Origin of the sequence: Phenylobacterium sp., assembly GCF_041913825.1 — a bacterium.
GTDB lineage: Bacteria > Pseudomonadota > Alphaproteobacteria > Caulobacterales > Caulobacteraceae > Phenylobacterium.
The window spans coordinates 20,638-46,770 of record NZ_JAYSEO010000017.1; the positions used below are offsets into that span (position 1 = coordinate 20,638).

At 71.7% G+C, this 26,133-nt stretch carries 18 protein-coding genes; 12 read left to right on the top strand and 6 right to left on the bottom strand.

The window, feature by feature from the left end:
* Window positions 1–33: 33 nt before the first annotated feature.
* On the bottom strand, window positions 34–1,017 hold the full coding sequence (locus ACE3Q8_RS15070) for a hypothetical protein (RefSeq protein WP_374471105.1): 984 nt from the start codon (window positions 1,015–1,017) through the stop codon (window positions 34–36).
* Window positions 1,018–1,256: 239 nt separating this feature from the next.
* Between ACE3Q8_RS15070 and ACE3Q8_RS15075 the strand changes: the two genes are divergently transcribed.
* The 4 genes from ACE3Q8_RS15075 to ACE3Q8_RS15090 all read left to right on the top strand — a co-directional run bounded on the left by ACE3Q8_RS15075 (window position 1,257) and on the right by ACE3Q8_RS15090 (window position 6,174).
* Complete coding sequence (locus ACE3Q8_RS15075) at window positions 1,257–2,057, top strand: SDR family NAD(P)-dependent oxidoreductase (protein WP_374471106.1); 801 nt, start codon at window positions 1,257–1,259, stop codon at window positions 2,055–2,057.
* 167 nt (window positions 2,058–2,224) lie between these two features.
* Window positions 2,225–2,929, top strand: coding sequence for a TorF family putative porin (locus ACE3Q8_RS15080; protein WP_374471107.1), 705 nt, complete (start codon window positions 2,225–2,227; stop codon window positions 2,927–2,929).
* Window positions 2,930–3,104: 175 nt separating this feature from the next.
* Window positions 3,105–5,048, top strand: a complete 1,944-nt coding sequence (locus ACE3Q8_RS15085; RefSeq protein ID WP_374471108.1) for a polysaccharide biosynthesis protein — start codon at window positions 3,105–3,107, stop codon at window positions 5,046–5,048.
* 28 nt (window positions 5,049–5,076) lie between these two features.
* Window positions 5,077–6,174, top strand: a complete 1,098-nt coding sequence (locus ACE3Q8_RS15090; RefSeq protein WP_374471109.1) for a hypothetical protein — start codon at window positions 5,077–5,079, stop codon at window positions 6,172–6,174.
* 45 nt (window positions 6,175–6,219) lie between these two features.
* On the opposite strand, the gene ACE3Q8_RS15095 is transcribed toward ACE3Q8_RS15090, so the two are convergent.
* On the bottom strand, window positions 6,220–8,076 hold the full coding sequence (locus ACE3Q8_RS15095) for a phosphoenolpyruvate carboxykinase (GTP) (RefSeq protein ID WP_374471110.1): 1,857 nt from the start codon (window positions 8,074–8,076) through the stop codon (window positions 6,220–6,222).
* A 338-nt stretch (window positions 8,077–8,414) separates the two neighbouring features.
* On the opposite strand from ACE3Q8_RS15095, the gene ACE3Q8_RS15100 reads away from it, so the two are divergent.
* The 5 genes from ACE3Q8_RS15100 (at window position 8,415) to ACE3Q8_RS15120 (ending at window position 13,709) form a co-directional block, all read left to right on the top strand.
* Entirely contained in the window at window positions 8,415–8,960 is a 546-nt protein-coding gene (locus ACE3Q8_RS15100) for an RNA polymerase sigma factor (RefSeq protein WP_374471111.1), read from the top strand.
* 96 nt (window positions 8,961–9,056) lie between these two features.
* Window positions 9,057–10,037 carry a FecR family protein gene (locus ACE3Q8_RS15105; protein WP_374471112.1) on the top strand — a complete coding sequence of 327 codons (981 nt, stop codon included), beginning with the start codon at window positions 9,057–9,059 and terminating at the stop codon, window positions 10,035–10,037.
* Window positions 10,038–10,094: 57 nt separating this feature from the next.
* Window positions 10,095–12,461: a TonB-dependent receptor gene (locus tag ACE3Q8_RS15110; protein WP_374471113.1), complete on the top strand. Its 2,367-nt coding sequence runs from the start codon at window positions 10,095–10,097 to the stop codon at window positions 12,459–12,461.
* A gap of 94 nt (window positions 12,462–12,555) precedes the next feature.
* The gene (locus tag ACE3Q8_RS15115; protein WP_374471114.1) at window positions 12,556–13,368 is read left to right on the top strand and encodes a glycosyltransferase family 2 protein; all 813 of its coding nucleotides are present in this window, start codon (window positions 12,556–12,558) and stop codon (window positions 13,366–13,368) included.
* Window positions 13,369–13,493: 125 nt separating this feature from the next.
* Window positions 13,494–13,709: a hypothetical protein gene (locus ACE3Q8_RS15120; RefSeq protein ID WP_374471115.1), complete on the top strand. Its 216-nt coding sequence runs from the start codon at window positions 13,494–13,496 to the stop codon at window positions 13,707–13,709.
* On the opposite strand, the gene nagE is transcribed toward ACE3Q8_RS15120, so the two are convergent.
* The 4 genes from nagE to ACE3Q8_RS15140 all read right to left on the bottom strand — a co-directional run bounded on the left by nagE (window position 13,706) and on the right by ACE3Q8_RS15140 (window position 22,789).
* Entirely contained in the window at window positions 13,706–15,433 is a 1,728-nt protein-coding gene (gene nagE, locus ACE3Q8_RS15125) for an N-acetylglucosamine-specific PTS transporter subunit IIBC (RefSeq protein WP_374471116.1), read from the bottom strand. The genes ACE3Q8_RS15120 and nagE overlap by 4 nt on opposite strands.
* A complete protein-coding gene (gene ptsP, locus ACE3Q8_RS15130; protein WP_374471117.1) occupies window positions 15,430–17,949 on the bottom strand; it encodes a phosphoenolpyruvate--protein phosphotransferase in 2,520 nt (839 codons plus the stop codon). The genes nagE and ptsP overlap by 4 nt, the downstream gene beginning before the upstream one ends.
* Entirely contained in the window at window positions 17,946–20,030 is a 2,085-nt protein-coding gene (locus tag ACE3Q8_RS15135) for a beta-N-acetylhexosaminidase (RefSeq protein ID WP_374471118.1), read from the bottom strand. The genes ptsP and ACE3Q8_RS15135 overlap by 4 nt, the downstream gene beginning before the upstream one ends.
* Before the next feature lie 92 nt (window positions 20,031–20,122).
* Window positions 20,123–22,789 (bottom strand): TonB-dependent receptor, encoded by a 2,667-nt coding sequence (locus ACE3Q8_RS15140; protein WP_374471119.1) that lies wholly within the window; start codon window positions 22,787–22,789, stop codon window positions 20,123–20,125.
* Window positions 22,790–23,051: 262 nt separating this feature from the next.
* Here ACE3Q8_RS15140 and ACE3Q8_RS15145 point away from each other — a divergent pair, with 262 nt between their 5' ends.
* The 3 genes from ACE3Q8_RS15145 to nagA are packed head-to-tail and all read left to right on the top strand — an operon-like array spanning window position 23,052 to window position 26,018.
* Window positions 23,052–23,798, top strand: a complete 747-nt coding sequence (locus ACE3Q8_RS15145) for a GntR family transcriptional regulator (RefSeq protein ID WP_374471120.1) — start codon at window positions 23,052–23,054, stop codon at window positions 23,796–23,798.
* Between the two features lie 16 nt (window positions 23,799–23,814).
* On the top strand, window positions 23,815–24,876 hold the full coding sequence (locus ACE3Q8_RS15150) for an SIS domain-containing protein (RefSeq protein WP_374471121.1): 1,062 nt from the start codon (window positions 23,815–23,817) through the stop codon (window positions 24,874–24,876).
* Complete coding sequence (gene nagA, locus ACE3Q8_RS15155) at window positions 24,876–26,018, top strand: N-acetylglucosamine-6-phosphate deacetylase (RefSeq protein ID WP_374471122.1); 1,143 nt, start codon at window positions 24,876–24,878, stop codon at window positions 26,016–26,018. The genes ACE3Q8_RS15150 and nagA overlap by 1 nt, the downstream gene beginning before the upstream one ends.
* Window positions 26,019–26,133: the final 115 nt, after the last annotated feature.

Below are 26,133 nucleotides of genomic sequence, written 5' to 3' on the forward strand. Positions count from 1 at the left end.
GCCCAGAGGGCGCGAAGCCGCCCGCCGGCGCGTCTAGGCCTTCATTTTGTCCACCGCCTCGCGCTCGCTGCCGCCCAGGTCGGCCAGAGCCTTGTCGAAGTCCGCCAGAGCCTTCTGCATGGCGCCGTGTAGCTCCGAACGCTTCGCCAGCAGATCCGCGGCCTTGCCGTCAGCACCGACGACGTTCGACGGATCCGCCCCCTGCGAGCGCAGGGTGGAGATGGCGCCGTCCAACTGGCTCAGGCCCAGGCCGAACTGGTTCTCGACGGATTTGCGGTTGGCGACCACCACGTCGCGGTTGCAGGCGAACAGCGCGTGGGTGGCCTCGACGAGCTCGGCGCGCTGGTGCTCGCGGGTCTCGGCGACGTCGTTCTGCAGCTCGGTCGAACGGTCTTCGATCTTGTCCTTGTTCAGCGCGACGGACGTGAGCTTGAACTGCGGCAGGCCGACCACCCAGCGCTGACGATCCATGCGGAACTCGGGGACCCCCATGATGACCTCAGTGTTGGCCCAGGTGAACTCCGGCACCCCCATCACGATCCGCTGCCGCTGCATGAACGGCTCAGGCACGTCCATGTAGTTGTTGTGCCATGTCACGGTGCAGGAGGGCGGGCCCTTGGTCTTCACCCAGCCGACCTTGATCCACGTGTCCTTGCAGGTCACCTCCGGATGCTGGCCAACAACGACGCGCTTCATCCGGACGCTCGGCGTGTCGAAGATGATGTCCTGCTGTCGCACCGTGGTCTGCGGCACGCCGAACACCATCCGCTGGTCCTTCACGGTCGTGGTCGGCAGGTCGAAGATGATCTCGGTATCCGCCCAATCGACGTCGAAGTTGAACGTCGCCGCATCGGCTTTGATCTCTTCGCCCTCCTTGGCGTAACCCTCGTAGGCGGCCTTGTACTTGGCGGCGACGGCCCCGATCTCGTCCTGCCGGGCCTTGCACTGGTTGTCCTGCGCCATGGCCTGGACAGGCATCGCCAGCACGCACGCCCCGATCAGCAGCAAACTACGCATGAAGAATTCCCCTTCCCTGGGCTCATGGCCCCCTGTGTTGCGCGGCCATGCTGGCGAGACGGGCGGCCCGGCGCGGTTAGCTGCGACACCCACCGGAGGTGAGATTCCGCACACTGACGACCAGCTTGCCGGCCGTTGAAGACCAGCGCCGGCGACGTTCCGCCAAAGTGCACGGGCGCGCCTCGCTTCCGCCGCCGGGCCGGGCGCGCTACAGCACCTGAAAAGACGGGAGGCCGGCCATGGCGGTGAAAGACTTCGAGGATTTCGTGGTGCTGGTGACGGGCGCCTCCACGGGGCTCGGCCGGGCGATCGCGGTGGAGGTCGCCGAGCGCGGGGCCGCGTCGGTAGTGATCAATTACGCCCGTAGCGCTTCCGAAGCCGAGGAGACCGCCAGGCTGGTCGAGGCGGCTGGCGCCAGGGCCGTGCTGGTCCAGGGCGATGTGGCCTCGGACGAGGATTGCCGTCGGATCGCCGCGGCGGCCGAGCCGTTCGGGCGCATCGACGCGCTCTTCAACAACGCCGGCACGACCACCTTCGCCGCCCACGGCGACCTCGATGCGGTGTCCGCCGACGACTTCCAGCGGCTCTATGCGGTGAACGTGATCGGCGCCTTCCAGATGGTCCGCGCCTGCCGTGCGCTCCTGGAGGCTGCGCCGCAGCCCGGCGCCGTGGTCAACACGGCGTCGATCGCCGGCGTCACCGGCATCGGCTCCTCGATCCCCTACGCCGCATCCAAGGGCGCTATGATCACCATGACCCAGTCGCTCGCCCGGGCGCTTGCGCCGAAGATCCGGGTCAACGCCATCTGCCCCGGGTTCATCGACACCCCCTGGTTCGGCAAGGGATTGGGCGAGGAAGGCGCCGAGAAGGTCCGGGCCAATGCAGCGGCGTCCACTCCGCTGAAGGCCGCCTCGACGCCCGAGGACATCGCTGAGGCGACGGTGTTCCTGGGCGGACGGGCGTCGCGGCACGTGACCGGCGAGACTCTCCTGGCCGACGCGGGAACCCACCTGGGCTATGCCGCGCGGATGGCCCGCTAAGCTGCTTAAGAACTGAGCAATTCCCCATGGCTAAGCTCAATCCACGGTCAGGGTCCGCCTAAGCAGGCGGCGCCGCAGCCTCTGCGTTGAACTCCGTTCGCCGGGGCCGCGACCATGGATTCGCACGGCAGCCCACGAAGGCAAGCCGGAGACCAAGGGGATAGATGATGAAAGCTCTCAAACTCGCGCTGCTGGGCGCGGTCGGCGCGCTGGCGCTGGGCGGCGCGGCCCAGGCCCAGGAAGACGCCGGCCCGGTTTCGCTCAGCTTCAACGTGGGCGCCGCGTCCGACTACGTGTTCCGCGGCATCAGCCAGACCGACGAGGACGTGCAGATCTTCGGCGGCGTCGACGCCACCCTTGGCTCCATCGGCTATGCCGGCGTCTGGGTCTCGAACGTCGACTTCAACAACGGCACCGACCTCGAGTACGACATCTACGCCGGGATCAAGCCGGTCATGGGCCCGGTCACCTTCGACCTGGGCGTGATCTACTACGGCTACACGGACGCCCCCTCCGGTCCCGACCAGGACTACTGGGAAGGCAAGCTCGCCGCCTCCACCGCCGCCGGCCCGGGCACGATCGGCGCGGCCGTGTTCTACTCGCCCGAGTTTTTCGGCGAGACCGGCGACGCCACCTATGTCGAGGTGAACGGCTCCATGCCGCTCGGCGAGAGCAAGTTCTCGGTGTCCGGCGCGCTCGGCAAGCAGTGGGTCGACACCGGCGTCGACTACACCACCTGGAACGCCGGCCTGGGCTTCGCCTTGACCGACCACGTGGGCTTCGACGTGCGCTACTGGGGCACCACCGAGGGCTCTTCGCTGGGCTACCTGGCCGACGACCGGGTCGTGGTGGGCGTGAAGGCGACCTTCTGATCCGGCGAGCCGCCGGGATGGCGAGGCCGCCGCAGGCGACTGCGGCGGCTTTTCGTTTGCCCCTCAGGCGCCCCGTTCCTAAGGTCCGCGCCGCGCGCGAGGACCCGAAGGCCGCCGGACGCGGCCCGCGCGATTTGGCGCACGGCCCGGCTCGGCCTATGGTGAACATGGAGAGATGAGCGGAGCGCGACCCATGGAGCGGATGGCCTTCCGGGCTCAGACCATCGTCGTCGACGTGCTCATCGCCGCCTTCGCCTTCGCACTCGCCTGGGTGATCCCGATGACCCCGGGCCTCGCCTGGGCCGAGCTGCCGCGTGGCGAACTTCTGCAACTCGGAACCGTCTACGCCGGCGTGGCCGGCCTGCTCGGGCTGCTCTTCCGGCGCGAGCTGTCGCCGTGGCGCTACACCTCGATCCCCGACGCCCTGGTGCTCGCCCGCATCGCCCTGCTGACGGTGGGTGTGTTCCTGCTGGTGGTGTTCCTGACCAGCCGCGCCCAGGGCCTGCCGCGCTCGACCCTGTTCATGGCCCCACTGTTCCAGATGGCCGGCTCCATGGGCGTGCGCGTCGTCCGCCGCGCCCTGCATGAGCGGGTGTTGGAGAGCCTCTCGCCGCTGAAGGCGGTGAGCGACCGCATCGCCCAGGGCCCCTCCCTGCTGCTGATCGGCCCCACCTCCCTGGCCGACACCTATCTGCGCGACGCCGCCCGCAGCCATGACCGCAGCTACACGCCCGTGGGGATCGTCGGGGTCGAGGCCCGCGACGTGGGTCAGCAGGTGCGCGGCGTCTGCATCATCGACCACCTGGAGAACCTCGACGCGGCGCTGGCCGACCTGCGCCGCTGGAACCGCTATCCGCGGGCCATCCTGTTCCTGGAGGAGCCGGGCCGGCTGAAGGGCCTCACAGCGGCCCAGCTCGGGCGGCTGGTGAGCGACGGCATCCGTCTGCTGCGCCTGCCCTCCATCGTCGAGCTCGCCCAGCACGAGTCGCTGAAGCTCCTGCCGATGCGCGAGATCAACATCGAGGAACTGCTGGCCCGCGATCCGATCGAGCTCGACCGCTACGCGATCGGCGAGCTGATCCGCGGCCGGCGCGTGCTTGTCACGGGCGCCGGCGGCTCCATTGGCTCGGAGCTCTGCCGCCAGGTGGCGGCCTTCCAGTGCGCGCGCCTGACGCTCGTGGACTATTCCGAACCTTCGCTGTTCTCGATCGACCGGGAGATCGGCGAAGCCTACCCGCACGTCGCCCGCCATCCGGTCCTGTGCGACGTGCGCAACGGCCGGCGGCTCACCGAGCTGTTCCTCGCCGAGAAGCCGGACCTCGTCTTCCACGCCGCGGCGCTGAAGCACGTGCCCCTCGTGGAGAGCCACCCGGCGGAAGGGGCGATGACCAACGTCCTCGGCACCTGGAACGTCGCCCAGGCGGCCCGTGCCAGCGGCGCCGGCCAGATGGTGCTGATCTCCACCGACAAGGCCGTGGACCCGACCAACGTGATGGGCGCCACCAAGCGGCTCGCCGAGGCGCTCATCCAGGCCCAGCAGTCCACCGGCGACGGAACGCGCTTCTCGGTGGTGCGATTCGGCAACGTGCTGGGCTCGGCGGGCTCGGTGGTGCCGATCTTCGCCTCGCAGATCGAGCGCGGCGGACCCGTCACGGTCACCGACCCGGACATGGAGCGGTTCTTCATGACCATCCCGGAGGCGGCGCAGCTCGTCCTGCACGCCACCGCCAGCCGCTCGCGCGAGGATGGCCGCGACGCCCGGCTGTTCGTGCTGGAAATGGGCGAGCCGGTGCGGATCATGGACCTCGCCCGGCAGATGATCGCGCTCTCCGGCCGCTCGGACATCGAGATCAAGATCACCGGCCTGCGCCCCGGCGAGAAGCTCACCGAGGCCCTGGTCGACGACAACGAGCGCGCCGTCGCCTGCGCGCCCAACGTCATGGAGGTGGTCTCGAGCCCGGCGCTCCGGCCCACGTCCGAGCACGTGTCGCAAATCGAGTTGCTCGCCGCGGCTGGCCGTGACGACGACGTTCGCCGGCTGGTCTTCGACCTCGTGGCCCAGATCCGCGGCGAACGCCCGGGCTCAGCCCCCAACCTGCGTGTGATCGCCGGCCGCTGAGCCGGCCGCTTTCCTGGACATGACCGACGTGACCGATACCGTGACGCCCGCCGAGTTGCGGCGCGGCTTCCTCGCCCAATTGGCCGGCGAGGAGACCCAGGCCGAGGCGAGCTACCGCCGCGCCTGCGCCCTGCCGGCCGTGGAGGACGCGGCACGGCGCCACCTCATGCACCTGCTGGAGACCCAGCACCGCTGGGCCGAGGCCGCCGAGGAGGCGCGCACGGCGCTGGCGCGCCGGCCGGACGCCCCGGAACTGAAGGTTCACCTCGGGAACCTGCTGCTCGGGCTCGGACGCTACGCCGAGGCCTGGCCCCTGCTGGAGGCCCGGGCGGAGATGCCCGCCGGCCAGGTGCGGCCTGACCTGCCCTATCCCGAATGGGACGGCCGCCCGGTGCGCTCGCTCACCGTCTGGGACGAACTCGGCGTCGGCGACGCCATCCAGTTCGTGCGCTACGTGCCGGACCTGGTGGCCCGCGGCATCGCGGTGACGCTGGTCGTGCGGCCGCCGCTCGCACCGCTTTTCGTGGGATTGGGCGCCGAAGTCGTGGCGGCCGAGGGCAAGCTGCGGACGCCGCAGGCCGACGCCTGGGCCATGCTGGGATCCCTGCCGCTCCGCCTGGGCGTGCGCCTGGAGAACCTGCCGGGCCGAACGGCCTACCTCCGCCCCTCGCCCGAGCGCGTGAATCGCATTGCCCGCGCGCTGCGGCCGACCGCGAGGATCGGCGTCGTCGCCCGCGGCAATCCCCGGCACGCCAACGACCGCAACCGCTCCCTGCCCTATGCGGCGGCAGGCTTCCTGCTCTCACTGCCGGGTGCGGAGAGCCTGCTGCCGGAGGAGAGCACGGTCGCCCTCTCGGACTTCGCTGACACCGCAGCGGCGATCCAGAACCTGGACCTCGTCATCTCGGTGGACACCGCCGTAGCGCACCTCGCCGGCGCCCTCGGCAAGCCGTGCTGGGTGCTGTTGCCTTGGGAGGGCGAGGACTGGCGCTGGCTGCACGACGGCCGGACGGACAGCCCCTGGTACCCCTCGCTGCGGCTCTACCGTCAGCCGGCCCGCGGCGACTGGGCGACCCCGCTGCGGCAGATCGCCCAGGACATCCCCGCCTTCTTTGCGGGCCGCTGACGCCGAGGTGGCGGGAGGAGGCGGGCCTCCTCCCTCAGCTCTCGCCTACTCGGCGGGCTCCATGGCCGTCGGCGCCCGGGCGGGCTCCCCCAGGCGGCTCACCAGGGCCTCGTACTCCTCCCACAGCGCCTTTGGCGTGTGGTCGCCGAACTTCTCGTAGAACGGCGGGATGAGCGCGGCTTCCTGGCGCCAGATGTCAGCATCGACGGTGAGCAGCAGGTCGAGCTGCGCCTGCGTCAGGCCGAGGCCGTCGACGTCCAGGCTGCCGGGCGCCGGCAGGCGGCCGATCGGGGTCTCCACGGCCTCCGCCCGGCCTTCAAGCCGGTCGAAGATCCACTTGAGCACGCGGCTGTTCTCGCCGTAGCCCGGCCAGACGAACTTGCCGCGCTCGTCCTTGCGGAACCAGTTGACGAAGTAGATGCGGGGCAGCTTCGCCGGGTCGCCCTTCTCCCCCATCTCCAGCCAGTGGCCGAAGTAGTCGCCCATGTTGTAGCCGCAGAACGGCAGCATGGCGAAGGGATCGCGGCGCAGCTCGCCGATGGCGTTCTCGGCCGCGGCGGTGCCTTCCGAGGCGACGTTCGAAGCCATGAACACGCCGTGGCGCCAGTCGCGCGCCTCGTTGACCAGCGGCACCGCCGAGGCGCGACGGCCGCCGAACAGGATGGCGGAGATCGGCACGCCGGCCGGGTCTTCCCACTCCCCTGCGATCACCGGGCACTGGGCGGCCGGGACGGTGAAGCGAGCGTTCGGGTGGGCGGCGGGCTCGGCGCTGTCCGGGGTCCAGTCGCGGCCGCGCCAGTCGGTCAGGTGCGCCGGCGGCTCGGGCGTCAGGCCCTCCCACCAGACGTCGCCGTCGTCGGTGAGCGCCACGTTGGTGAAGATGCAGTTGGAATGCAGCGCGTCGATGGCGTTGCCGTTGGTTTCCACGCCGGTGCCCGGGGCGACGCCGAAGAAGCCGGCCTCCGGGTTCACGGCATAGAGCCGGCCGTCCTCGCCGAACCGCATCCAGCAGATGTCGTCGCCGATCGTCTCGGCCTTCCAACCGTCGAGCGTCGGCTGCAGCATCGCCATGTTGGTCTTGCCGCAGGCGCTCGGGAAGGCGGCGGCCACATAGCGGACCTCGTTCTGCGGCGAGGTCAGCTTGAGGATCAGCATGTGCTCGGCGAACCAGCCCTCGTCACGGGCCATCACCGAGGCGATCCGCAGCGCGAAGCATTTCTTCCCGAGCAGGGCGTTCCCGCCGTAGCCCGAGCCGTAGGACCAGATCTCCCGGGTCTCGGGGAAATGGACGATGTACTTGATTTCGTTGCAGGGCCAGGCGACGTCCGCCTCGCCCTCGGCCAGGGGCTTGCCCACGGAGTGGACGGCCGGGACGAAGAAGCCGTCGTCGCCCAGTTGGTCGAGCGCGGCCCTGCCCATCCGGGTCATGATCCGCATCGACACGGCCACATAGGCGCTGTCGGTGATCTCGACGCCGATCGCGGAGATCTTCGAGCCCAGGGGACCCATGCAGAACGGCACCACGTACATGGTGCGGCCCTTCATGCAGCCCTTGAACAGGTCCTTCAGGTCGGCCCGCATCTCGGTCGGGTCGAGCCAGTTGTTGGTGGGGCCGGCGTCCTCCGGCTTCTCCGAGCAGATGAAGGTGCGGCTCTCCACCCGAGCCACGTCGCGCGGATCGGAGACCGCATAGAATGAGTTCGGGCGCTTCGCCGGATTGAGCCGCTGCAGGGTGCCGGCGGCGACCAGTTCGTCGGTGAGCCGGGTCCACTCCTCCTCGGATCCGTCACACCAGACGACCCGGTCCGGCTCCGTCATCGCGGCGATCTCGCGAACCCAGCTTACCAGCTTCGCGTGGTTCGTCGGCGCGGGCTCAAGTCCCGGGACGGTGCTTTGGCTCATTCACTAAAACTCCCTGGCCCCTGATCTGCCGGAACCGATCAGGTCCCCCGCGCGATCACAATTCCACAACGCGCTGCAGGTCGTTCGGCCTGCACCGGCGCGGCCCGGCTCCACTCGCCGGGTCGCCCCACAACGCGCGAAACCGCCTTTGGATCAGTCGCTTGCGATCACGGCGGCGCTGCGCATGCGCGTTGCATAACCCCCTGACGTAGCGTTCCGCCAGCACCCTGGCCGAGCAACACCAAATGACACCGGTGGCAAACCTATCATGAGGGCAAACTTCTCATCGGCGGGGCTCCGACTTGGCCTCGCGCCGGCTTTCGGGCACACCGAATTCCGTGTCGGACCGACGACCAGACGCGAATCCCGGCGGCCCGGAGGACCCCCTTCTCCAGGCCTATCTGGTCCGTCGCGCGCACCTCGTACGCTTCTTCGCCGCCCGCGTGGGCGCCGCCGCGGCGGAGGATCTTGCCCAGGAGCTCTATCTGAAGCTGGCCGGGCGGCCGGCCGGCGCGGAGGCGGACAACGTCGCCGCCTTCCTCTTCCGCACGGCCACCAACCTGATGCTGGACCGCACCCGCGGCGAGCGGCGGGCGGCCGCCCGAGACGCCGCCTGGCGCACGACCGCCCACGTGGATCTTGGCGCCGAGCAGCTCGCCGACGAGCCGCCGGCCGATGAGGCGGTCGCCTCCCGCCAGCGGCTGCGCCAGCTCGTCGATGCGGTGGCCGAGCTGCCGCCGCAGATGCAGCGGGCCTTCCGCCTGCACAAGCTGGAGGGGCTCAGCCACGCCGAGACGGCCCGCGTGATGGGGCTGTCCGTGAAGTCCGTGGAGAAGCACGTCAGCGCCGCCCTCAAGGCGCTCACCGCGCGAGTGGCGCGATGAAACCACCGGAAATTGCATCGCGGGACCGGGGGGCGCAGCCGTTCGGCGCCGTCATCTTGCTTGACGGACCGCGTGAGCGCGCGGGCGAGACGGACCATGGACGAGGCTAGGACATTCCGCGACGAAGCGGTCCGCTCCGCAGCGGCCGACTGGATCGTGCGCCTGCAGGCCGACGATCTCGGGCCCGAGGACGCCGCAGCGTTCGACGCCTGGCTGGCCGCCTCGCCGGCGCATCCGCGGGCCTACGACGCCGCCCTTGCGGTCTGGTCCGAGTACGAGGCGGCCGCGGCCGAGGTCGAGCAGGCGCTGAAGAGCCGGCGCCAGCGCCCCGCCCTCACCCGCCGGGTCTATCTGGCCGCAGGCTCCATCGCCGCCGCCGCGGCCGTGGCGGTGGTGCTCGCGCCCACCTTCGCCCCGGCGCCGAAGGCCGAGCTCTACAGCGCCGGGCGTGGCGAACGCGAGACCGTGGCCCTGACCGACGGATCGCGCATCGAACTCAACGCCGGCACCCGCCTCAGCGTCACCCTGGACCGGGATGCGCGCCGGGTGGTGCTTGAGGAGGGCCAGGCCGTCTTCGACGTGGCGCACGATGCGCGCCGTCCCTTCCTGATCGCCGCGGGTGACCGGACCGTGCGCGTGGTCGGCACCCAGTTCGACGTCCGCCGCCGCGAGGGCCGCCTGTCGGTGACCGTGGCGCGGGGCGTGGTCGAGGTGCATCCCACCGGCAAGGGCGCAGGGCGCGCCTATCGTCTGCGAGCGGGCCAGAGGCTCGACCATGTCGAGGGCGCGCCGCAGACGCAGGTGAGCGCCGCTTCCCCCGAGGAGGTGCTGGGCTGGCGCTCGGGCCGGCTGGTCTACCGCGACCGGCCACTCTCAGAGGTGGTGGCCGACCTGAACGACCAGTTCGAGGCCCCGATCCGGATCGCCGATCCGCAGCTCGCCGCCCAGCCGTTCTCCGGGGTGCTGGTGCTCGACGATCAGGACGCGGTCATTCGCCGCCTGGCGCTCCTGGCCCCGATCGCCGCAGAACGTTCCGACAGCGCCGTCATCTTGCGTTACAAGGACGCGAGACGCTGATGGGGACCTGGGGCGATCACCCGAACGGGCGCGCACCTCGCATGGACGGCGGCGGCCGTGGGCGCATGCCTGCTGGCCGGCCGCGCCGACGCGTCTGAAGCCCGGCACACCTTCCGCATCGAGCCGAAGTCCTACGCCGACGCGCTGATCGACCTCGGGATCCAGGCGAATGTCTCCGTGGTGGGAACGTCGGCCTGCGGCGGCGGAGGGCCTGCCTCGCTCTCCGGGACCTATCGCTTGGACGACGCGCTCCGCAGGCTTCTGGCGGACGCGCCTTGCACCTACCGGATCGTCGATCCCCGGACGGTCCGCATCGCTCCGGCGCCGCCGCCGCCCGCGGGAGAGCCTGCCCGACCGCCCGCCACCCTGGTCGCCGAGCTGATGGTCACCGCCACCAAGCGCCCGGCCAGCGTCGGCCGGATCGCCGCCGGGGTCAGCGCCATCGGCCAGGACCAGCTCGAGCTGACCAACGCCACCGACATCAGCCGCACCACCGGCCAGCTCGCAGGCGTGCTGACCACCAACATGGGACCGGGCCGCGACAAGCTGCTGATCCGCGGGCTCGCGGACGGCGCGTTCACCGGCCGCGCGCGCTCGACTGTCAGCACCTACCTCGACGACGCGCCGATCAACTACAACGCCCCCGACCCCGACCTGCGGCTCGCCGACGTCGCCCGGATCGAGGTGATCCGCGGCCCCCAGGGCGCGCTCTACGGCTCGGGTGCGCTCACCGGCATCTACCGGATCGTCGCCAACAAGCCCGACCTGGCCGAGGCCGGCGCGGGCGCCAGCGCCACAGCCGCCTGGACCGAGGGTGGCTCCCTCAGCCGGGCCGTGGAGGGCCACCTGAACCTGCCGCTGGTTGTCGACCGCGCCGCGGTGCGCGCGGTGGCGTACCACGACGTGCAGGGCGGCTATCTCGACAACACCGAGCGGCGGGAGAACAACGTCGACCGGACCGTGCGGGAGGGCGGTCGGCTGGCGGCGCGGGTCCAGATCTCCGAGGCCTGGCAGGTGGACGTCTCCGGCGTCGGCCAGCGCCTGCGCTCGAACGACACCCAGTACATTCTGCCCGGGGCCGGCCAGCAGCGCACGAACCGCGTCCGTGAGGCCCACAAGAACGACTTCGGACTCGGCGCCGTGACCCTGCGCGGCGAGCTGGGCTGGGCGAGCGTCAGCGCCTCGGCGGCCTATGTGCAGCACATCTACTCCAGCCTCTACGACGCGAGTCGGGCGCTCGAGACCTTCAACACCGTCGAGGGCGATCTCGGCGTGTTTCACGAGACCGCGCGCGTGGGGATGCTGGTGCAGGACGTGGTGCTCCGCTCCGCCCGCCCCGGCCCGTTCGCCTGGCTCGTCGGCGCCTACGCCGCCGATACCCTGGAGAAGACGCCCTCCCTGCTCGGGATCCGCACGCCGACGGGCCTGACGACGGTCTATCGCGAGAACCGCCGCGACCGCCTGCGGGAGTACGCGCTTTATGGCGAGGCGTCCTACAGCCTCGGCGACCGCTGGACGGCGGTGGCCGGCGGGCGGATGTCGGAGACCCGCGTGCGGACCCAGGCCGACGTATCGGTGCAGTGGCCGGGCCGGTCGCGCACCTTCGAGGGCGAGCGCACCTATCAGGAGCTCTCGCCGATGCTGTCGCTGCAGCGGGAGTTCGACAGCGGCGACCTCGTCTACCTGCTCTACTCGGAGGGCTATCGCCCCGGGGGCTACAACACGAGCGGCTTCCTGTGGCCGATCCAGCCCCAGCGGCTGGTCTTCCGGCCCGACCGGCTGAAGAACTACGAGCTCGGCGCCAAGCTGCGCCTGCTGGACCGCCGCCTGGCCGCGCGCGGCGCGCTTTATGTGAACGACTGGTCCGACATCCAGAGCGACCAGTACCGGCCCTCCGGCACGGCCCTGACCGGCAACGTCGGCGACGCCCGGGTGGTGGGGCTCGAGCTGGAGCTCGCCTACGATTTCGACTTCGGCCTGTCGCTGCAGGGCAACGGCCTGTTCGCCTCCTCGGACCTGACCTGGAAGAACACCAGCTTCCGGCCGGCGATCATCGACGAGTTGCCCGGCGCGCCGAGCTTCTCCGGCGGGGTGCTGGCGATCTACGAGCGGCCGATGGCCGGCAACCTCACCCTGCGGCTGACCGGCGAGGCCAGCTACGTCGGTCATTCGCGGGTCAGCTTCGACGCCGCCCAGGCGTTCCGTATGGGCGACTACCTGCAGGCGCGCCTCGCGGCCGAGGTGGCCAGCGACCGCTGGTCGGCCGGCGTGTTCGTCAGCAATCCCACCAACGAGGCGGGCGACACCTACGCCTACGGCAACCCGTTCATCGTCGGCTCCAGCGCCAACGCGCCCACGGCCCAACAGCTCGTGACGCCGCAACGTCCGCGCACCATCGGGGTCCGGCTCGCAGCCGCATTCTGAATCTTCCAACGGGGACTGGGGGGCGCTCGCCCCCGGCGGCGTCTTCAAAAGTGAACGGGCCGTCAAGGTCCGCGCGGGAGGCTGGGGAGTCGCCGTGGTCAAACTGTCTGCGCTGGTCTGCGTGGAGAACGATGCGCCGTCGCTGCCCGGGTGCCTCAAGGGCCTCGGCTTCTGCGACGAGGTGGTGCTGGTGGCCGACCGCGCCACGCCGCGGGTGCAGGAGATCGCGCGGCGCTACGGCGCGCGCCTCGTGGCCGGCATCTTCCCGCTGGATGGCCAGCGCCGCGCGGCGGGGGCCGAGGCCTGCGCCGGCGACTGGATCCTCGAGGTGGAAGCCGACGAGACGGTCGACTCGGCCCTGGCCTGGGAGATCCGCGCCAGCCTTCAGATGCGCCCGCGGGGCGACTGGTTCGATGTGCCGGTCGCCAACCACGTGGGCGGCAGGTTCGTCCAGCGGGGCTGGGGGGGCCCGCTGGGTCCGGCGCGGTCCGCGCGGCTCTACCGCCGCGGCGCGAAGCGCTGGAGCCCCCGGCGGCTGGACAGCGGCGTGCTGTCCGGCGCGCCGGCGGGCGCGCTCAAGGGCGCCCTGCGCCGCGATGTCGCCGCCGACACCGGCGGCCTCGTTGACCGCCTGAACCGGCTGGCTGCGCTGGCCGCCGAGGACCAGGTGGAGGCCGGCCGCACGCTGGGCGTCGGCTCTGGTCTGGCGACGGGCCTGGGCGAGTTCGCCCGCAGCTACCTGCTGGCCCGCGGCTGGCGTGAGGGCCGCACAGGCCTCCTGCTCGCTCTGCTGAACGGCCTGCATCCGGTGCTCGCCGCCTCGCGGGCCCGTGACGCGGTGGAGGACGGCCGTCCGAGCCATGCGCCGCAGCCCCTGCCGCCGGTGCTCAAGCTCGGCGCCGGCTGAGTCTCGCCAATCCACCAGAATGGCCTTGCGGCGGCGCCTGCGCGGCGCGACGCTTCGCCTGGAAACACCCAATTGATCCGACGGGTTAGGTAGGCCATAGGCTTGGAGGCCGAGGGAGGCGTCGCATGAGCCAGCAACCGGACCTCACCACCACCGATCTGCCGCCACAGGCGCAGGCCCGTTCGGGCGCATGGCGGCTCGTCCAGCAGGCGCCCGGCCCCGAATCCCCCGACGAGCCCGACCGCGCTGGCCGGCAGAAGGGCATGGCGATCATCATGGGAGCGGGCGCCGCCTTCTGGGGCGGCGTGGGCGCCGTCGCCTGGTACCTGCTGAACCGCTAAACGCTGCGCAGGGCCGCGGCCACCGCCGCCGCATCGGGCCCGACCAGCACGTGCAGCCGCGCCCCGGCCCGCACGACACCGCGTGCGCCCGCGGCCCGCAGCGCCGCCTCGTCCAGCACCGCCCCCGGCGGCAGCGCCAGCCGCAACCGGCTGTCGCAAACCTCCACCTCCGTCGGCGCGAGCGCCGCGACCGCCGCGGCGAGGCCGCTGCCTGAGCGCGCGGAGGTCGCCGGGCCGGCCAGAAGGCTCGCCCGGATCTCGCCAGCCACCTGGTCCGCCTGGGGTCCGAGCACGACCTGCAGCGCGTCGGCGGCGGGCCGCACCACGCCCTTGGCGCCGAGCGCCCGAAGCTGCGCCTCGTCCACCGCGCCCTGGTCCCGCACGGTCAGGCGCAGCCGCGTCGTGCAGGCGTCCACGCTGGCGAGGTTGGCCGCTCCGCCCAAAGCCCTTGCGAACGCCTCGCCCCGGCTTCCGCCCGGCAGCGCGGCGGCCGCCTCCGTCGCCGCCGGTGTGTCTTCCCGGCCTGGGGTCTTCAGGTTGAAAGCCCGGATCACCAGCCGGAACAGGCCATAGTAGATCCCGAAGTAGGCCAGTCCCACGGGCAGCAGCAGCCAGGGCTTCGTCGCCTTGTTGAAGTTGAGGACGTAGTCGAACAGGCCGGCCGAGAAGCCGAAGCCGAGCTTCACGCCCAGCGCATCCATCAGCGCCATCGAGATGCCGGTCAGCACTGCGTGCACCGCGTAGAGCGCCGGTGCGAGGAACATGAAGCTGAACTCGATCGGCTCGGTGACGCCGGTCAGGAACGAGGTCAGGCCGACCGAGAGCAGCATGCCGCCCACGGCCTTCCGGCGGTCGGGACGCGCCGTGTGGTACATGGCCAGGCACGCCGCCGGCAGGCCGAACATCATCACCGGGAAGAAGCCGGCCATGAAGGCGCCGGCGCTCGGGTCGCCGGCGGCGAAGCGGTTTAGGTCGCCGGTGACGCCGCCGTATTCGCCGATCAGGAACCAGGCGAGGTTGTTGAGGATGTGGTGCAGGCCGGTGACGATCAGCAGCCGGTTGAGGGCGCCGTAGAGGAACAGGCCGACAGGTCCAAGGCCCAGCACGCCGGCGCTCAGCGCGTCCATCCCCCGCTCCAGGACCGGCCAGGCGAGGCCGAAGGCCAGCGCCAGGCCGACGCCGGCCAGGCCGCAGACGATCGGCACGAAGCGCCGGCCGCCGAAGAAGGCCAGGTACTCGGGCAGCCGAATGTCGGCGTACCGGTTGTAGAGCGCGCCTGCGATCAGTCCGGATAAGATGCCGGCGGGGATCGACAGCTTGCCGATCTCCTTGGCCTTCCAGGCCGCGGCGGCAAGGTCCTGCGCGCCCGCGGCGACGCCGACCAGCGCTGCCGCTGGCACGTGCAGGATGGCCTTGGCGCCTTCCGTCGCCACAAGGAAGCAGACCACGCCGGCCAGCCCCGCTGCGCCGTGGTTTTCCCGCGCCAGGCCGACCGCCACGCCGACGGCGAAGATCAGGCCGAGGTTGCCGAACACCGCGCCGCCAGCCGCGGCGAAGGCCTGCGCCAGGACACCGAAGGCGCCGCCGCCCAGGACGGCCAGCGCAGGAGCGCCCAGAAGGTCGGGCTGGCCCAGCCGCAGCATCAGCGCCGCCACCGGCAGGACGGCGATGGGCAGCATCAGCGCGCGGCCGAGCTGCTGCAGCCCACTCAGGCGGAACGTCATGCGGGGGCTCCGGAGGCGGGAAGCCGTTCGCGCACCATCGCGCGGACGTCCTCCGCCGAAGTCAGGTCGACGGCGGCGCGGGCCACGGCCTCGCAGGCCGCGAGATCGAGGGCGCGGAGCCTGGCCTTCAGGCCCGGGACTGCGGCCGGCGCCACCGACAGGCTACGGACGCCAAGGCCCACGAGCAGGGGCGCCGCCAAGGGATCGGCGGCCAGGCCCCCACAGACCGAGGCGGGCTTGCCCGCGGCCGCGCAGGCCTCCCCCACCCGGCCGATCAGCCGCAGCACCGCCGGATGCAGGCCATCGAGCCTGGGGGCGAGCTCGGGATGCTCGCGGTCCATGGCCAGCACGTACTGGGTGAGGTCGTTGGTGCCGAGCGAGAGGAAGTCGGCCTCGCGGGCGAGCTGGTCGGCCAGCAGGGCCGCGGCGGGCGTCTCCACCATCACGCCTACGGGCACGGCGCGGCCGGGCGCGAGCTCGGCCACCACGCGGCGGGCGGCGCGCAGGTCGGTCAGGTCGTTGACCATCGGCAGCAGTATCCGCACGGGCCCGTCGACCCGCAGGACGGCGGCGAGCTGGGCGCGCAGCAGGGCCGGGGCGCGCAGGCCGGCCCGCAGACCGCGGAGGCCGAGCGCCGGGTTCGCCTCGTGCGGCGTGGGCGCGAAGGCGAGCGGCTTGTCGCCGCCGGCGTCCAGGGTGCGGACGGTCAGCGGGCGCCCCGCCAGGGCGTCGGCCACCGCCTGGTAGGCGACGGCCTGCTCGTCCTCGGAGGGCGGCGCCTGGCGGTCGAGGTAGAGGAACTCGGTGCGGAACAGGCCGCAGCCCTCGGCGCCCTGGCCCACCGCGGGCGCGGCCTCGGCCACGGCGCCCAGGTTGGCGAGGACTTCGATGCGTGTTCCGTCGGCGAGGCCGCCCGGCGCCGCGGCCGCAGCGCGGTCGGCCTCGCGCCGCCCGGCGCGGGCCGCGAGCGCGCTCTGGGCCGCTTCGAGAGCCGCGCGATCCGGCCCGACCCGCAGGAGCCCGGCGTCGGCATCGAGGATCACCGCCGCGCCGTCCGGTGTCTTCAGCAGGCCCTCCCCCATGGCGGCGAGGGCGGGCACGCCCATGGCCTGGGCCAGGATGGCCACGTGCGAGGTGGCCCCGCCACGGGCGGTGCAGAAGCCGGCCACCTGCGCCCCCTCCAGCCCGAGGAGCTGCGACGGCAGGAGTTCGTCTGCGACGACGACCGCGCCGCTGGGGAGCTGCGGCCGGGGCGCCTCCTCGCCGGACAGCGCGAAGAGCACCTGGCGCTCCAGGTCTAGCAGGTCGTCGGCCCGCTCGGCGAAGCGGGCGTCGCCCAGTCCGCGCAGTGCGGCGACCGTGGCGCGCACCGCCTCGCGCCAGGCGATACCCGCGCTAGCGCCAGCGGCGATGGCCGCATCGGCCCGGGCGCGCAGGTCGGGATCGGCGAGGAAGGCCTGGTGTGCGGCGAGGATATCCTGTCGGCTCTGGTGGCCGGAGCCGGCGCCCGCGGCGAGTCCGGCCGCGACCTTCGCCAGGGCCTCCCGAAGCGCGGCGATCTCGGCCTCCGCGCCGCGGCTCGTCTCGGCCACCAGCGGCTCGGCCTCTGCGAGGCGCACAGCCACCCCGATGGCCAGGCCGGGCGCGGCGGTGACGCCCCGCAGCACGCCGGGCTCCGACGATTGCTCCGCGGCCGGCGCGGGCGCGGCGGCGCGCGGCGGGACGGCGGCGCGCTCCTCGGCGGCGATCTCCTCGAGCAGCGCGCGCAAAGCGGCGATGGCCTCGGCTCCGTCGGCCCCCCGGGCGCTGAGGCGCACCGCCTGGCCGTGGCCGGCGCCGAGGGTCATCAGCGCCACGGCGCTGCGGACGTCCGCCCGTCGCGGGCCGGCGGCGACCTCGATCTCGGCGCGGAACGCCTGGGCCCGGGCGGCGAGCCGCGCGGCCGGGCGGGCGTGCAGCCCATGCGGCAGCGGCATCACCAGCTCCTCCACGACCATTGCCGCTTCGGAGAGCTCCGCGCGAGCCGCTGTGCCCGCCAGGGGCCGCAGGGTGATGAGCGGATCGCCGGGCCGCACCTCCCGGCCCGTAGTGCGCTCGACGATCTCGAAGGCGTCGCCGTTGGTCACCACGATGGGCGTCAGCAGGCTGCGGGCGCGGGTCGCGAGGAGGTCGAGGTCGAAGCTCAGCAGCGGCTGGCCGCGCCGGACGCGCGCGCCTTCCGCCACGTGCGCCTCGAACCCCTCGCCGCCAAGAGCCACCGTCTCCAGGCCCACGTGCATGAGGATCTCCGCGCCGTTGTCCGCGCGGAGCGTCACGGCGTGCCGGCTGGCCGGCAGTCCGAAGACCGTCCCGTCGCACGGCGCGTGCAGCGTCTGGCCGATCGGGTCGATGGCGACGCCGTCGCCGAGCATCCGGCCGGCGAACACCGGATCCGGCGCCTCGTCGAGCGGAGCCGCCCAACCCGCGAGCGGGGCCTCCAGCGTGAACGTCGCAACCTCGGCCCGCACGAGCTTCATCGGCCGGCCTCCGGAAGCAGACGGACGCCGCTCAGCGCCCACATCGGCTCGACGGCGGGCCGGGTGAAGGTGAAGCAGAGGTCCTGGCGACCCAGCCCGGGCGGCAGCTTCGCCTCGACGGCCGTGACGGCGGGATTGCTCGCGGCCTGGGCCAGCGGGACGATCACGGCCGGAGGCGCAGCGCAGCCGCCGACCCGAACCTCCAGCTCGCCGGCCGGCGTGCGGTTGTTGCCGGCCACCACCTTCTTGATGTCCGCGCCGATCTGGAAGTTGAACGGGAGTTGGCCGACGTCCACCCGCACGGCGGCGACGCCGGCGAGGTCCGCCTGCGGCCAAATCCAGCACGGGTTCATGATGTCGGTGAGGAAGACGGCCCGCTCGCCGCGGACCGGCGCGTCGTCCTCGAGCGCGAGGGCGATGTTCTCGGAGCAGAGCTTGAGCTGTCGGCTGTCGCGGTAGCGCGGATCGGCCGGGACATCCGGCCCCCGGAACGGCGTCTCGGCGGCCGGGAGGCCCATCCGGCGCAGGCGCGCAGAGCCCTGCGCGGCGCGACGCGAGAAGTCGGCGAAGTCGCGCCGGCCTTCCGGCGACCAGCCGATCTCGGCGATCGCCAGGCCGCGCGGGAACAGCATGTGGGCGGCGCGTCCCTCGGTGCGCACGTGTTCGGTCCATAGGTTGGCCTGCAGACCCAGGATATGGCTTCGCTCGGCGGGGGTGAGTTGCGCCGGCGCCGGATCGAAGGCGTACACCTCTTCCAGCCCCACGACCCGCCCACGGCCCGGCGGTTCGTCCGCGCGGCCGGTCTGCCGATGGTCGAAATAGAGCACCGGCGCCGGCGACAGCACCGCGTCGTGGCCGGAGCGCGCGGCGGCCACGGCGCCGTCGATCCCTCGCCACGACATGACGGTGGCGTTGGGCGCGAGACCGCCCTCAAGGATCTCGTCCCAGCCAATCAACCGGCGGCCGCGGCTGGCGAGATGCCGTTCCATCCGCTGGATGAACCAGCTTTGCAGGCCGTGCTCGTCCTTGACCCCCAGCGCCTTCATCTGGGCCTGGATGCGCGGCGAGGCCTTCCACTCGTCCTTCACGGCCTCGTCGCCGCCCACGTGGATGTAGGTGGAGGGGAAGAGCGCGATCACCTCGTCCAGCACGTTCTCAAGGAAGCCGAAGGTGGCGTCCTCGGTGTTGAAGAGGGCCGGATAGACGCCCCAGTCGGCGGGCACGGCGCGCGACGGGTTCGGATTGGCGGCGAGCTCCGGGTAGGCCGCCACCGCGGCCGAGGCGTGACCCGGCATCTCAATCTCGGGGACAATGGTGATGTGCCGCTCGGCGGCGTAGGCGACCAGCGCCCGCACCTCGTCCTGGCTGTAGAAGCCGCCGTAGAGCCGCGGCTTGCCGGTTGCGGGGTCGATGTCGGCGGCAGGCCCCTGCCCGGCCGGCACGCGCCAGGCGCCGACCTGCGTCAGCTTCGGATACTTCTTGATCTCCAGCCGCCACGCCTGGTCGTCAGTCAGGTGCCAGTGCAGGACGTTCAGCTTGTGCGCCGCCATGGCGTCGATGAGCGTGCGGATGAAGGCCGGCGACTGATAGTGGCGCGCCGAGTCCAGCATTAGGCCGCGCCAGCCGAACCGCGGCGCATCCGCGATCCGCACCGCCGGCAGGCGCGCCTCGCCCGGCGTGGCGGTCAGCATCTGCCAGAGACTCATGGCCCCGTAGAACTGGCCCGCGTCGGTGGAGGCGGTGACGACGGCGCCGGCTGGCGTCACCTCGAGCTCATAGCCCTCCGGATGCTTCACCTCGCCTTTGCGGAGGGTGATCAGGCCCGGCGCGCCGGGCGTCGTCACCCTCAGGCGCGGACCGCCGGCCCGGGCCGTCAGCTCCGCCAGGATCTCGGCGGTCCGGCGGCCGGCCGGGTCGGCGGCGACGATCGACGCCCCATCTGCGACGCGCAGCACGCCGGCGGAGACCTCGGCCCGGACGGGCGCAGGGGTGATCATCGGCGCAGGCGCCGGCGCTGTGGCGCAGGCCGCCAGCAGCAAGGCCGCAGCCGCCGCAATCCACGGACACGCACTCGCCCGCATGCTTCCCTCCGGCCCCCGGCCCAACCGCTACAATGGAAAGAGAAAGGGGCGCGGGAAAGAGCGAGCCGCGCCCTAAGTTGGGGGGACAGTCGTCAGAAGCGCAGCCGGGCGCCCACGTAGAAGATCCGGCCGTTCTTGTAGTAGGCCCGCGGCCGCGAGGTGGTCCCAGAGTACTGCTTCAGCGTCTCGTCGGTCAGGTTCACGGCGTCGGCGGTGAGCGCGACGTTCTCCGTGACGTTGACGCTGACTGAGGCGTCCAGCGACTTGACCGCGGCGCTGTTGAGCTGGGCGGCCCGGTCGATGTCGATGAAGTACTTGGACCGGTAGTTGTAGGACAGCCGGGCGCTGATCCGGTCGTTCTCGTACCAGCCGGTCAGGTTGTAGCTGTGCTTCGAGTTGCCCGGGATCGGGTCCCCGTTGTTCGCCTTGGCGTCGGAGTAGGTGTAGTTCACCTGCGCGCCGAAGCCGTTCCAGATCGGCTGCAGCCAGGAGACCTCGACGCCCTGGTTCCGCCCGCCCGGGCCGTTGGTCGGCCGGGTGACGTCGAAGCGGCAGTCGTAGAGCGCCCCGCCCACGGGATTGCACCGGCTGAGATCGGGCGTGTTGGTCTCCACGCGCTGGATCTCTTCTTCCGTGGCGTTCACCAGGTAGGACTGGATGTCCTTGTAGAAGACCGCCACCGACAGCAGCGATTGCGGCGCGTAGTACCACTCGGCCGAAATGTCGAACTGGTTCGCGCGGTAGGGGTCGAGCTGCGGATTGCCGCCCGTGCCGGTGAAGATCGAGGGCGTCAGCGAGATCTGCGGGGCGATCTTCGCGTAGTCCGGCCGCGCCATCACCCGCGCCGCGGCGAAGCGGACCACGAGGTCGTCCGCCAGGTCGAAGGCGATGTTGAAGCTCGGCAGGATGTCCGTGTAGTTGTTCTTGTAGGTCACCGGCGTGATGTCGCCGAACGGGTTGGGCGTGCCGCCGCCCGCGCCGACCACCCAGCCTTCCGCCGTCTGCTTGGTCTGGACCACGCGCACGCCGACGTTGCCGCGGAAACCGTCGCCTTCGAACAGGCCCATGACGTAGCCGCCGAAGGCCTTCTCCTCGATGCTGTAGCTGTCGGAGGGCGACAGGAACCGGTAGTCGGCGCTGCCGGGCGTGGACGGCGTCCAGTCGACCAGGGTCTTGGACAGCAGGAGCTGCTCCAGCGCCTTGCGGTCCACCTGGCGGTAGGCTGAGAGCACGCCGGCCTCGCGGATGCCCTTCAGGTAGTCCGACGGCGTGACCTCGCCGGCCACGTCGGCCAGGCCGCAGACGTGGCCGCTGCAGAGGCCGCCGGTCCACGGATAGAGCGAGCCCAGGCGGCCGGCGATGTGGAGGGTCTCCCGCTCGTGGTCGGAGAACTTCACCCCGGCCTTGAAGCTCGTGAACGGCCCCACGCTGGCGGTCCGCTCCACGTCGCCGCGGACGTAGAACTCCTCGTCGGTGTTGCCGATGCTGTCGAGCGAGGCCCAGCCCAGCTCGTTCAGCGCCGCGGCGTTGGTCGGATCGATGTTGGTGAAGTTGACCCGCGGCACGCCCTGGGTGAGGTCGAAGGTCAGGCCGGTGACGCCGATGGTCTCCCAGAACGGCTGGGCCTCCGTCTCGCCCTCGGCGTCGGTGTAGCCGATCTGGCCGTGGACGTTCCATTCGTCGTTCAGGGCGTAGGTGACGTCGAGATCGATGGAGCGGGTCTCGGTCGAGGCCACCCGGTCGATGGCGTCGAACACCGCGCCGAAGCCGCCGGCCGTCCCGAAGGTCCCGCGCACCAGGGTGCCGTCGCGCACCTCGGTGTTGGTGAGCGTCCCGCCGCCGGCGCCGAGCGCGCCGACCTTGTTGGACACCCAGGCCATGTAGTTTTGGTTGAAGTTGTCGGCGTCCATCTGGCTGTAGAGGCCGGTCAGGTTGACCTCCAGCCGGTCGTTCGGGGCGTACTGCACACCGAAGTTCACGCCCTCGCGGTCACGCGTCTGCTGGAAGAAGGACGAGCCGATCAGGGACGGATAATCGACCGTCCCAACGCTGCCGCCGAAGTTGTTCGAGCCGTAACCCAGCACCTCGACGCCGTCGCGGCGCAGGTGGCGCTTCTGCTTCACCAGCCCGACCATCACGCCGAAGGTGTCGTCGGCGTTGGACCAGCTCAGCATTCCGGAGAGCTGCGGGTCCCATTTGTCGGCGAGCTCGGTGTAGGCCATCTGGGCCGACGCCTGGACGGTGAACGGGTCGAGCTGCAGCGGGCGACGGGTGACGACGTTCACGGTGCCGCCGATGCCGCCCTCCTCCAGGTCGGCCTGCGGGCTCTTGAAGACCTGGACCTGACCGACGACCTCGGACGGCAGCATCAGGAAGTTGAAGCTGCGGCTGGCGTTGAGCTGGTCGAGGATGAACCAGTCGGCGGTGGCCACCGAGTGGCCGTTCAGCAGGGTGAGGTTGAGGTTCGGAGCGGTGCCGCGGATCGCCACGCGCTCGCCCTCGCCGAAGTCGCGGGTGATGGTCACGCCGGTGACGCGCTGCAGGCTCTCGGCGACGTTCTTGTCGGGGAACTTGCCCACGTCCTCGGCCGAGATCACCTCGACGACGCTCTGCGCTTCCCGCTTGGCGGTGATCGACTGCTGCAGGGAGGCGCGGATGCCGGTGACGACCAGCTCCTCCACCTCTTGCGCCTGCGCCGCGCCGCTCGCAGCCATCATCGCGGCCAAGCTGGCGGACGCCACCAGAAGCTGACGCTTCATGCCCATGGTTCTTCTCCCCTACGGCGGCCGCTGTGGCCCGCCTCCCATGTGACCAATCCCGTGCCAATCCGAGGCACGACTCGGGCAAACTCCCCCCAACGCACTCGGGATCGAGCCTTAGCTGTGACGAAAAAATGAAGCAGCGCAAGCGAAAAAGAAGACCAATTGTGGATCATTCCAAAATTGGTATGGAATTGGTCAGAAGCGTGACCTATAGCTTTTGGGCCGCCATGCTGCGGCCCTCCATTAGGTCGGGGACGACGTGCCAGCCTTTGCAGAACTGATCGGGACCCTGGATCCGCGTGCGCGGGGGCCGCTGTACCAGCAGCTCCAGCAGCAGATCCGCGAGGCGATCCAGAACCGGGTGCTGGCGCCGGACGAGGCGCTGCCGCCGGAGCGGGACCTCGCCGAGGAATTCTCGGTCTCCCGCATCACCGTGCGCAAGGCGCTGGACGGCCTCGTCGCCGAGGGCCTGCTGCTGCGCCGGCAGGGCGCCGGCACCTTCGTCGCCAGCCGCGTGGAGAAGAGCTTCTCCAAGCTGTCGTCGTTCAGCGAGGACATGATCTCCCGCGGCCGGACGCCCCGCTCGGAGTGGCTGAAGCGGGCCGAGGGCGCGGTCACGCCGGAGGAGTCGATGGTGCTGGGCCTCAGCCCGGGCTCGCCGGTCTACCGTTTCAACCGCATCCGCTTCGCCGACGACCTGCCGATGGCGCTGGAGTTCACCACCGTCCCCGGCTTCTCCCTGCCCTCCGCCCAGGCTGTGGGCTCCTCTCTCTACGAGGCGCTGGAGACGGCCGGCCACCGGCCGACCCGCGCGCTGCAGCGCCTGCGCGCCGTGCTCTTCACGCCCGAACAGGCGGGCCTGCTGCGCGTTCAGCCGGGTGATGCAGGCCTGCTGATCGAGCGTCGCGGCTTCCTCAGGGACGGCCGCCCGGTGGAGTTCACCCAGTCCTATTACCGCGGCGACGCCTACGACTTCGTGGCCGAGCTGAACGCGCTCACCTCGTGAGCCGGAAGGAGCCGAGTTGCCCCACGTGAGCCCCGAGGCGCCCCGCAACGACGCCCGCGCCGCCAGCCTGATGGCCCAGGAGGCCGCCGAGGCGCCGCGCGTCGTCGCCGACCTGCTGGCCCGCAACGCCGAAGCCGTGCGCGAGCTCGCCGCCGAGCTCCGGGAGCGGCCGCCGCGCGCGGTGCTCACCTGCGCCCGCGGCTCCTCCGACCATGCGGCCACCTTCGCAAAGTACCTGATCGAGACCCGCCTGGGCCTGATCACCGCCTCGGCGGCGCCCTCGGTCAGCTCCGTCTACGGCTCCTCGCCCGACGCCGGCGACGTCCTCTGCCTGGCGATCAGCCAGTCGGGAGCGAGCCCCGACCTCATCGCCACGGCCGAGGCCGCCAAGGCCGGCGGCGCGCGCCTGGTGGCGCTCGTGAACGCCCCGGACTCGCCGCTCGCCGCCATCGCCGACGCGGAGCTGCCGCTGTGGGCGGGGCCGGAGGTGAGCGTCGCCGCCACCAAGTCCTATCTCGCCGCCCTGGCCGCCGTGGCCCAGCTCGTGGCCGCCTGGACCGAGGACGCCGCGCTGGAGGCGGCGCTCACCGACCTGCCCGACCAGATGGAGGCCGCCCGCCGGCTCGACTGGTCGGCGGCCCTCGACGCCTTCCAGGACGCCCAGAGCCTCTACGTGGTGGGCCGCGGGCCCGGCTTCGCGGCGGCCCAGGAGGCGGCGCTGAAATTTAAGGAGACCTGCGGCCTGCACGCCGAGGCGTTCAGCGCCGCGGAAGTGCGCCACGGTCCGATGGCGCTGGCCCGCGACGGCTTCCCGGTCCTGGCCTTCGCCCAGGACGACCCGAGCCGTGAAGGCGTCGAGGCCCTCGCGGAGGAGCTGGCGGCGGCCGGCGCGGCGGTGCTGCTGGCCGGCGGCCAGGCCCCGGGCGCGACGGTCCTGCCGGCGGTGGCGGCCGATCCGCTGCTGGAGCCGATCCTGCTGGCCCAGAGCTTCTACGGGATGGTCGAGCAACTGGCCCGCGCCCGCGGTTTCGATCCGGACCGTCCTCCGGGTCTCGCCAAGGTCACGAGGACCGTCTGATGGCGCTCGCCCTGACAGGCGGCCGGGTTCTGAACGGCCGCGGCCTGGTCGAAGGCCTGGGCGTGGTGATCGATGGCGGCCGGATCGTCGCCGTCGGGCCCGAGGCCGAGGCGCTGGCCCGCGCGGACCAGCGCTACGACCTCGCCGGCGGCGCTCTCGTGCCGGGCTTCGTCGACACCCAGGTGAACGGCGGCGGCGGCGTACTGTTCAATGACGACTTGAGCGTGGAGGCCATCGCCGCCATCGGCGCGGCGCACCGCCGGTTCGGCACCACCGGCTTCCTGCCGACCCTGATCAGCGAGGACCTCGACGCCATCGACCGGGCCATGCGCGCCGTGGAGCAGGCCATACAGGCCGGCGTGCCCGGCGTGCTCGGCGTGCACGTGGAAGGCCCGTTCCTCAACGCCGCCCGCGCCGGCATCCACGACAAGGCGAAGTTCCGCGTGCTCGACGCCCGGGCCAGCGCCCTCCTCGGCTCGCTTAAGGCCGGCCGCACCCTCGTGACCCTGGCCCCGGAGCGCACCGATCCCGGCTGCATCCGCAAGCTCGCGCAGGACCGCGTAGTGGTCGCCGCCGGCCACACCGACGCCACCTACGAGCAGATCGGCGAGGCCTTGACGGCCGGCGTGACGGGCTTCACCCACCTCTTCAACGCCATGTCGCCCCTGGCCAGCCGTGCGCCAGGAGCTGTCGGCGCGGCGCTCGAGGACCAGACGGCGTTCTGCGGGATCATCGTCGACGGGCGCCATATCCACCCCGCGGTCCTGCGCCTGGCGCTGCGCTGCCGGCCGCTGGACCGGTTCATGCTGGTCACCGACGCGATGCCGAGCGTCGGCCTGACCGAGAAGACCTTCAGCCTGCAGGGCCGCATGATCACGGTGCAGGACGGCGTCTGCGTCGGTCCGGACGGCACCCTGGCCGGCTCGGACCTCGACATGGCCTCGGCGGTCCGCAACACGGTGGAGATGCTGGGCGTGGACCTCGCCGACGCGCTGCGGATGGCCAGCCTCGCGCCGGCCCAGTTCCTCGGCCTGGACCACGAGCTCGGGCGCATCGCGCCGGGGCTGCGGGCCGACCTCGCCCTGTTGGACGACCAGGGCCGCGTCGTCACCACCTGGATCGGCGGTCAACTTCCCGACTGAGCCGCGCCTTTCGGCTTGATTCCTTATCGCCGTTCAGTTTGGCTTGACCCCGATCAAAGAGGCCGCCGGCCGTTCGCCCAGAGTGAGCGGAAAAGGGACGGCCAGGGAGGCAGGC

Bases quoted from the DNA above. Each gene is read 5' to 3' on its own strand.
- ACE3Q8_RS15070 (WP_374471105.1), bottom strand. From the start codon at position 1,017: ATGCGTAGTTTGCTGCTGATCGGGGCGTGCGTGCTGGCGATGCCTGTC.
- ACE3Q8_RS15075 (WP_374471106.1), top strand. From the start codon at position 1,257: ATGGCGGTGAAAGACTTCGAGGATTTCGTGGTGCTGGTGACGGGCGCC.
- nagE (WP_374471116.1), bottom strand. From the start codon at position 15,433: ATGACGTTCCGCCTGAGTGGGCTGCAGCAGCTCGGCCGCGCGCTGATG.
- ACE3Q8_RS15105 (WP_374471112.1), top strand. From the start codon at position 9,057: ATGGACGAGGCTAGGACATTCCGCGACGAAGCGGTCCGCTCCGCAGCG.
- ACE3Q8_RS15135 (WP_374471118.1), bottom strand. From the start codon at position 20,030: ATGCGGGCGAGTGCGTGTCCGTGGATTGCGGCGGCTGCGGCCTTGCTG.
- ptsP (WP_374471117.1), bottom strand. From the start codon at position 17,949: ATGAAGCTCGTGCGGGCCGAGGTTGCGACGTTCACGCTGGAGGCCCCG.
- ACE3Q8_RS15120 (WP_374471115.1), top strand. From the start codon at position 13,494: ATGAGCCAGCAACCGGACCTCACCACCACCGATCTGCCGCCACAGGCG.
- ACE3Q8_RS15095 (WP_374471110.1), bottom strand. From the start codon at position 8,076: ATGAGCCAAAGCACCGTCCCGGGACTTGAGCCCGCGCCGACGAACCAC.
- nagA (WP_374471122.1), top strand. From the start codon at position 24,876: ATGGCGCTCGCCCTGACAGGCGGCCGGGTTCTGAACGGCCGCGGCCTG.
- ACE3Q8_RS15080 (WP_374471107.1), top strand. From the start codon at position 2,225: ATGAAAGCTCTCAAACTCGCGCTGCTGGGCGCGGTCGGCGCGCTGGCG.
- ACE3Q8_RS15140 (WP_374471119.1), bottom strand. From the start codon at position 22,789: ATGAAGCGTCAGCTTCTGGTGGCGTCCGCCAGCTTGGCCGCGATGATG.
- ACE3Q8_RS15085 (WP_374471108.1), top strand. From the start codon at position 3,105: ATGAGCGGAGCGCGACCCATGGAGCGGATGGCCTTCCGGGCTCAGACC.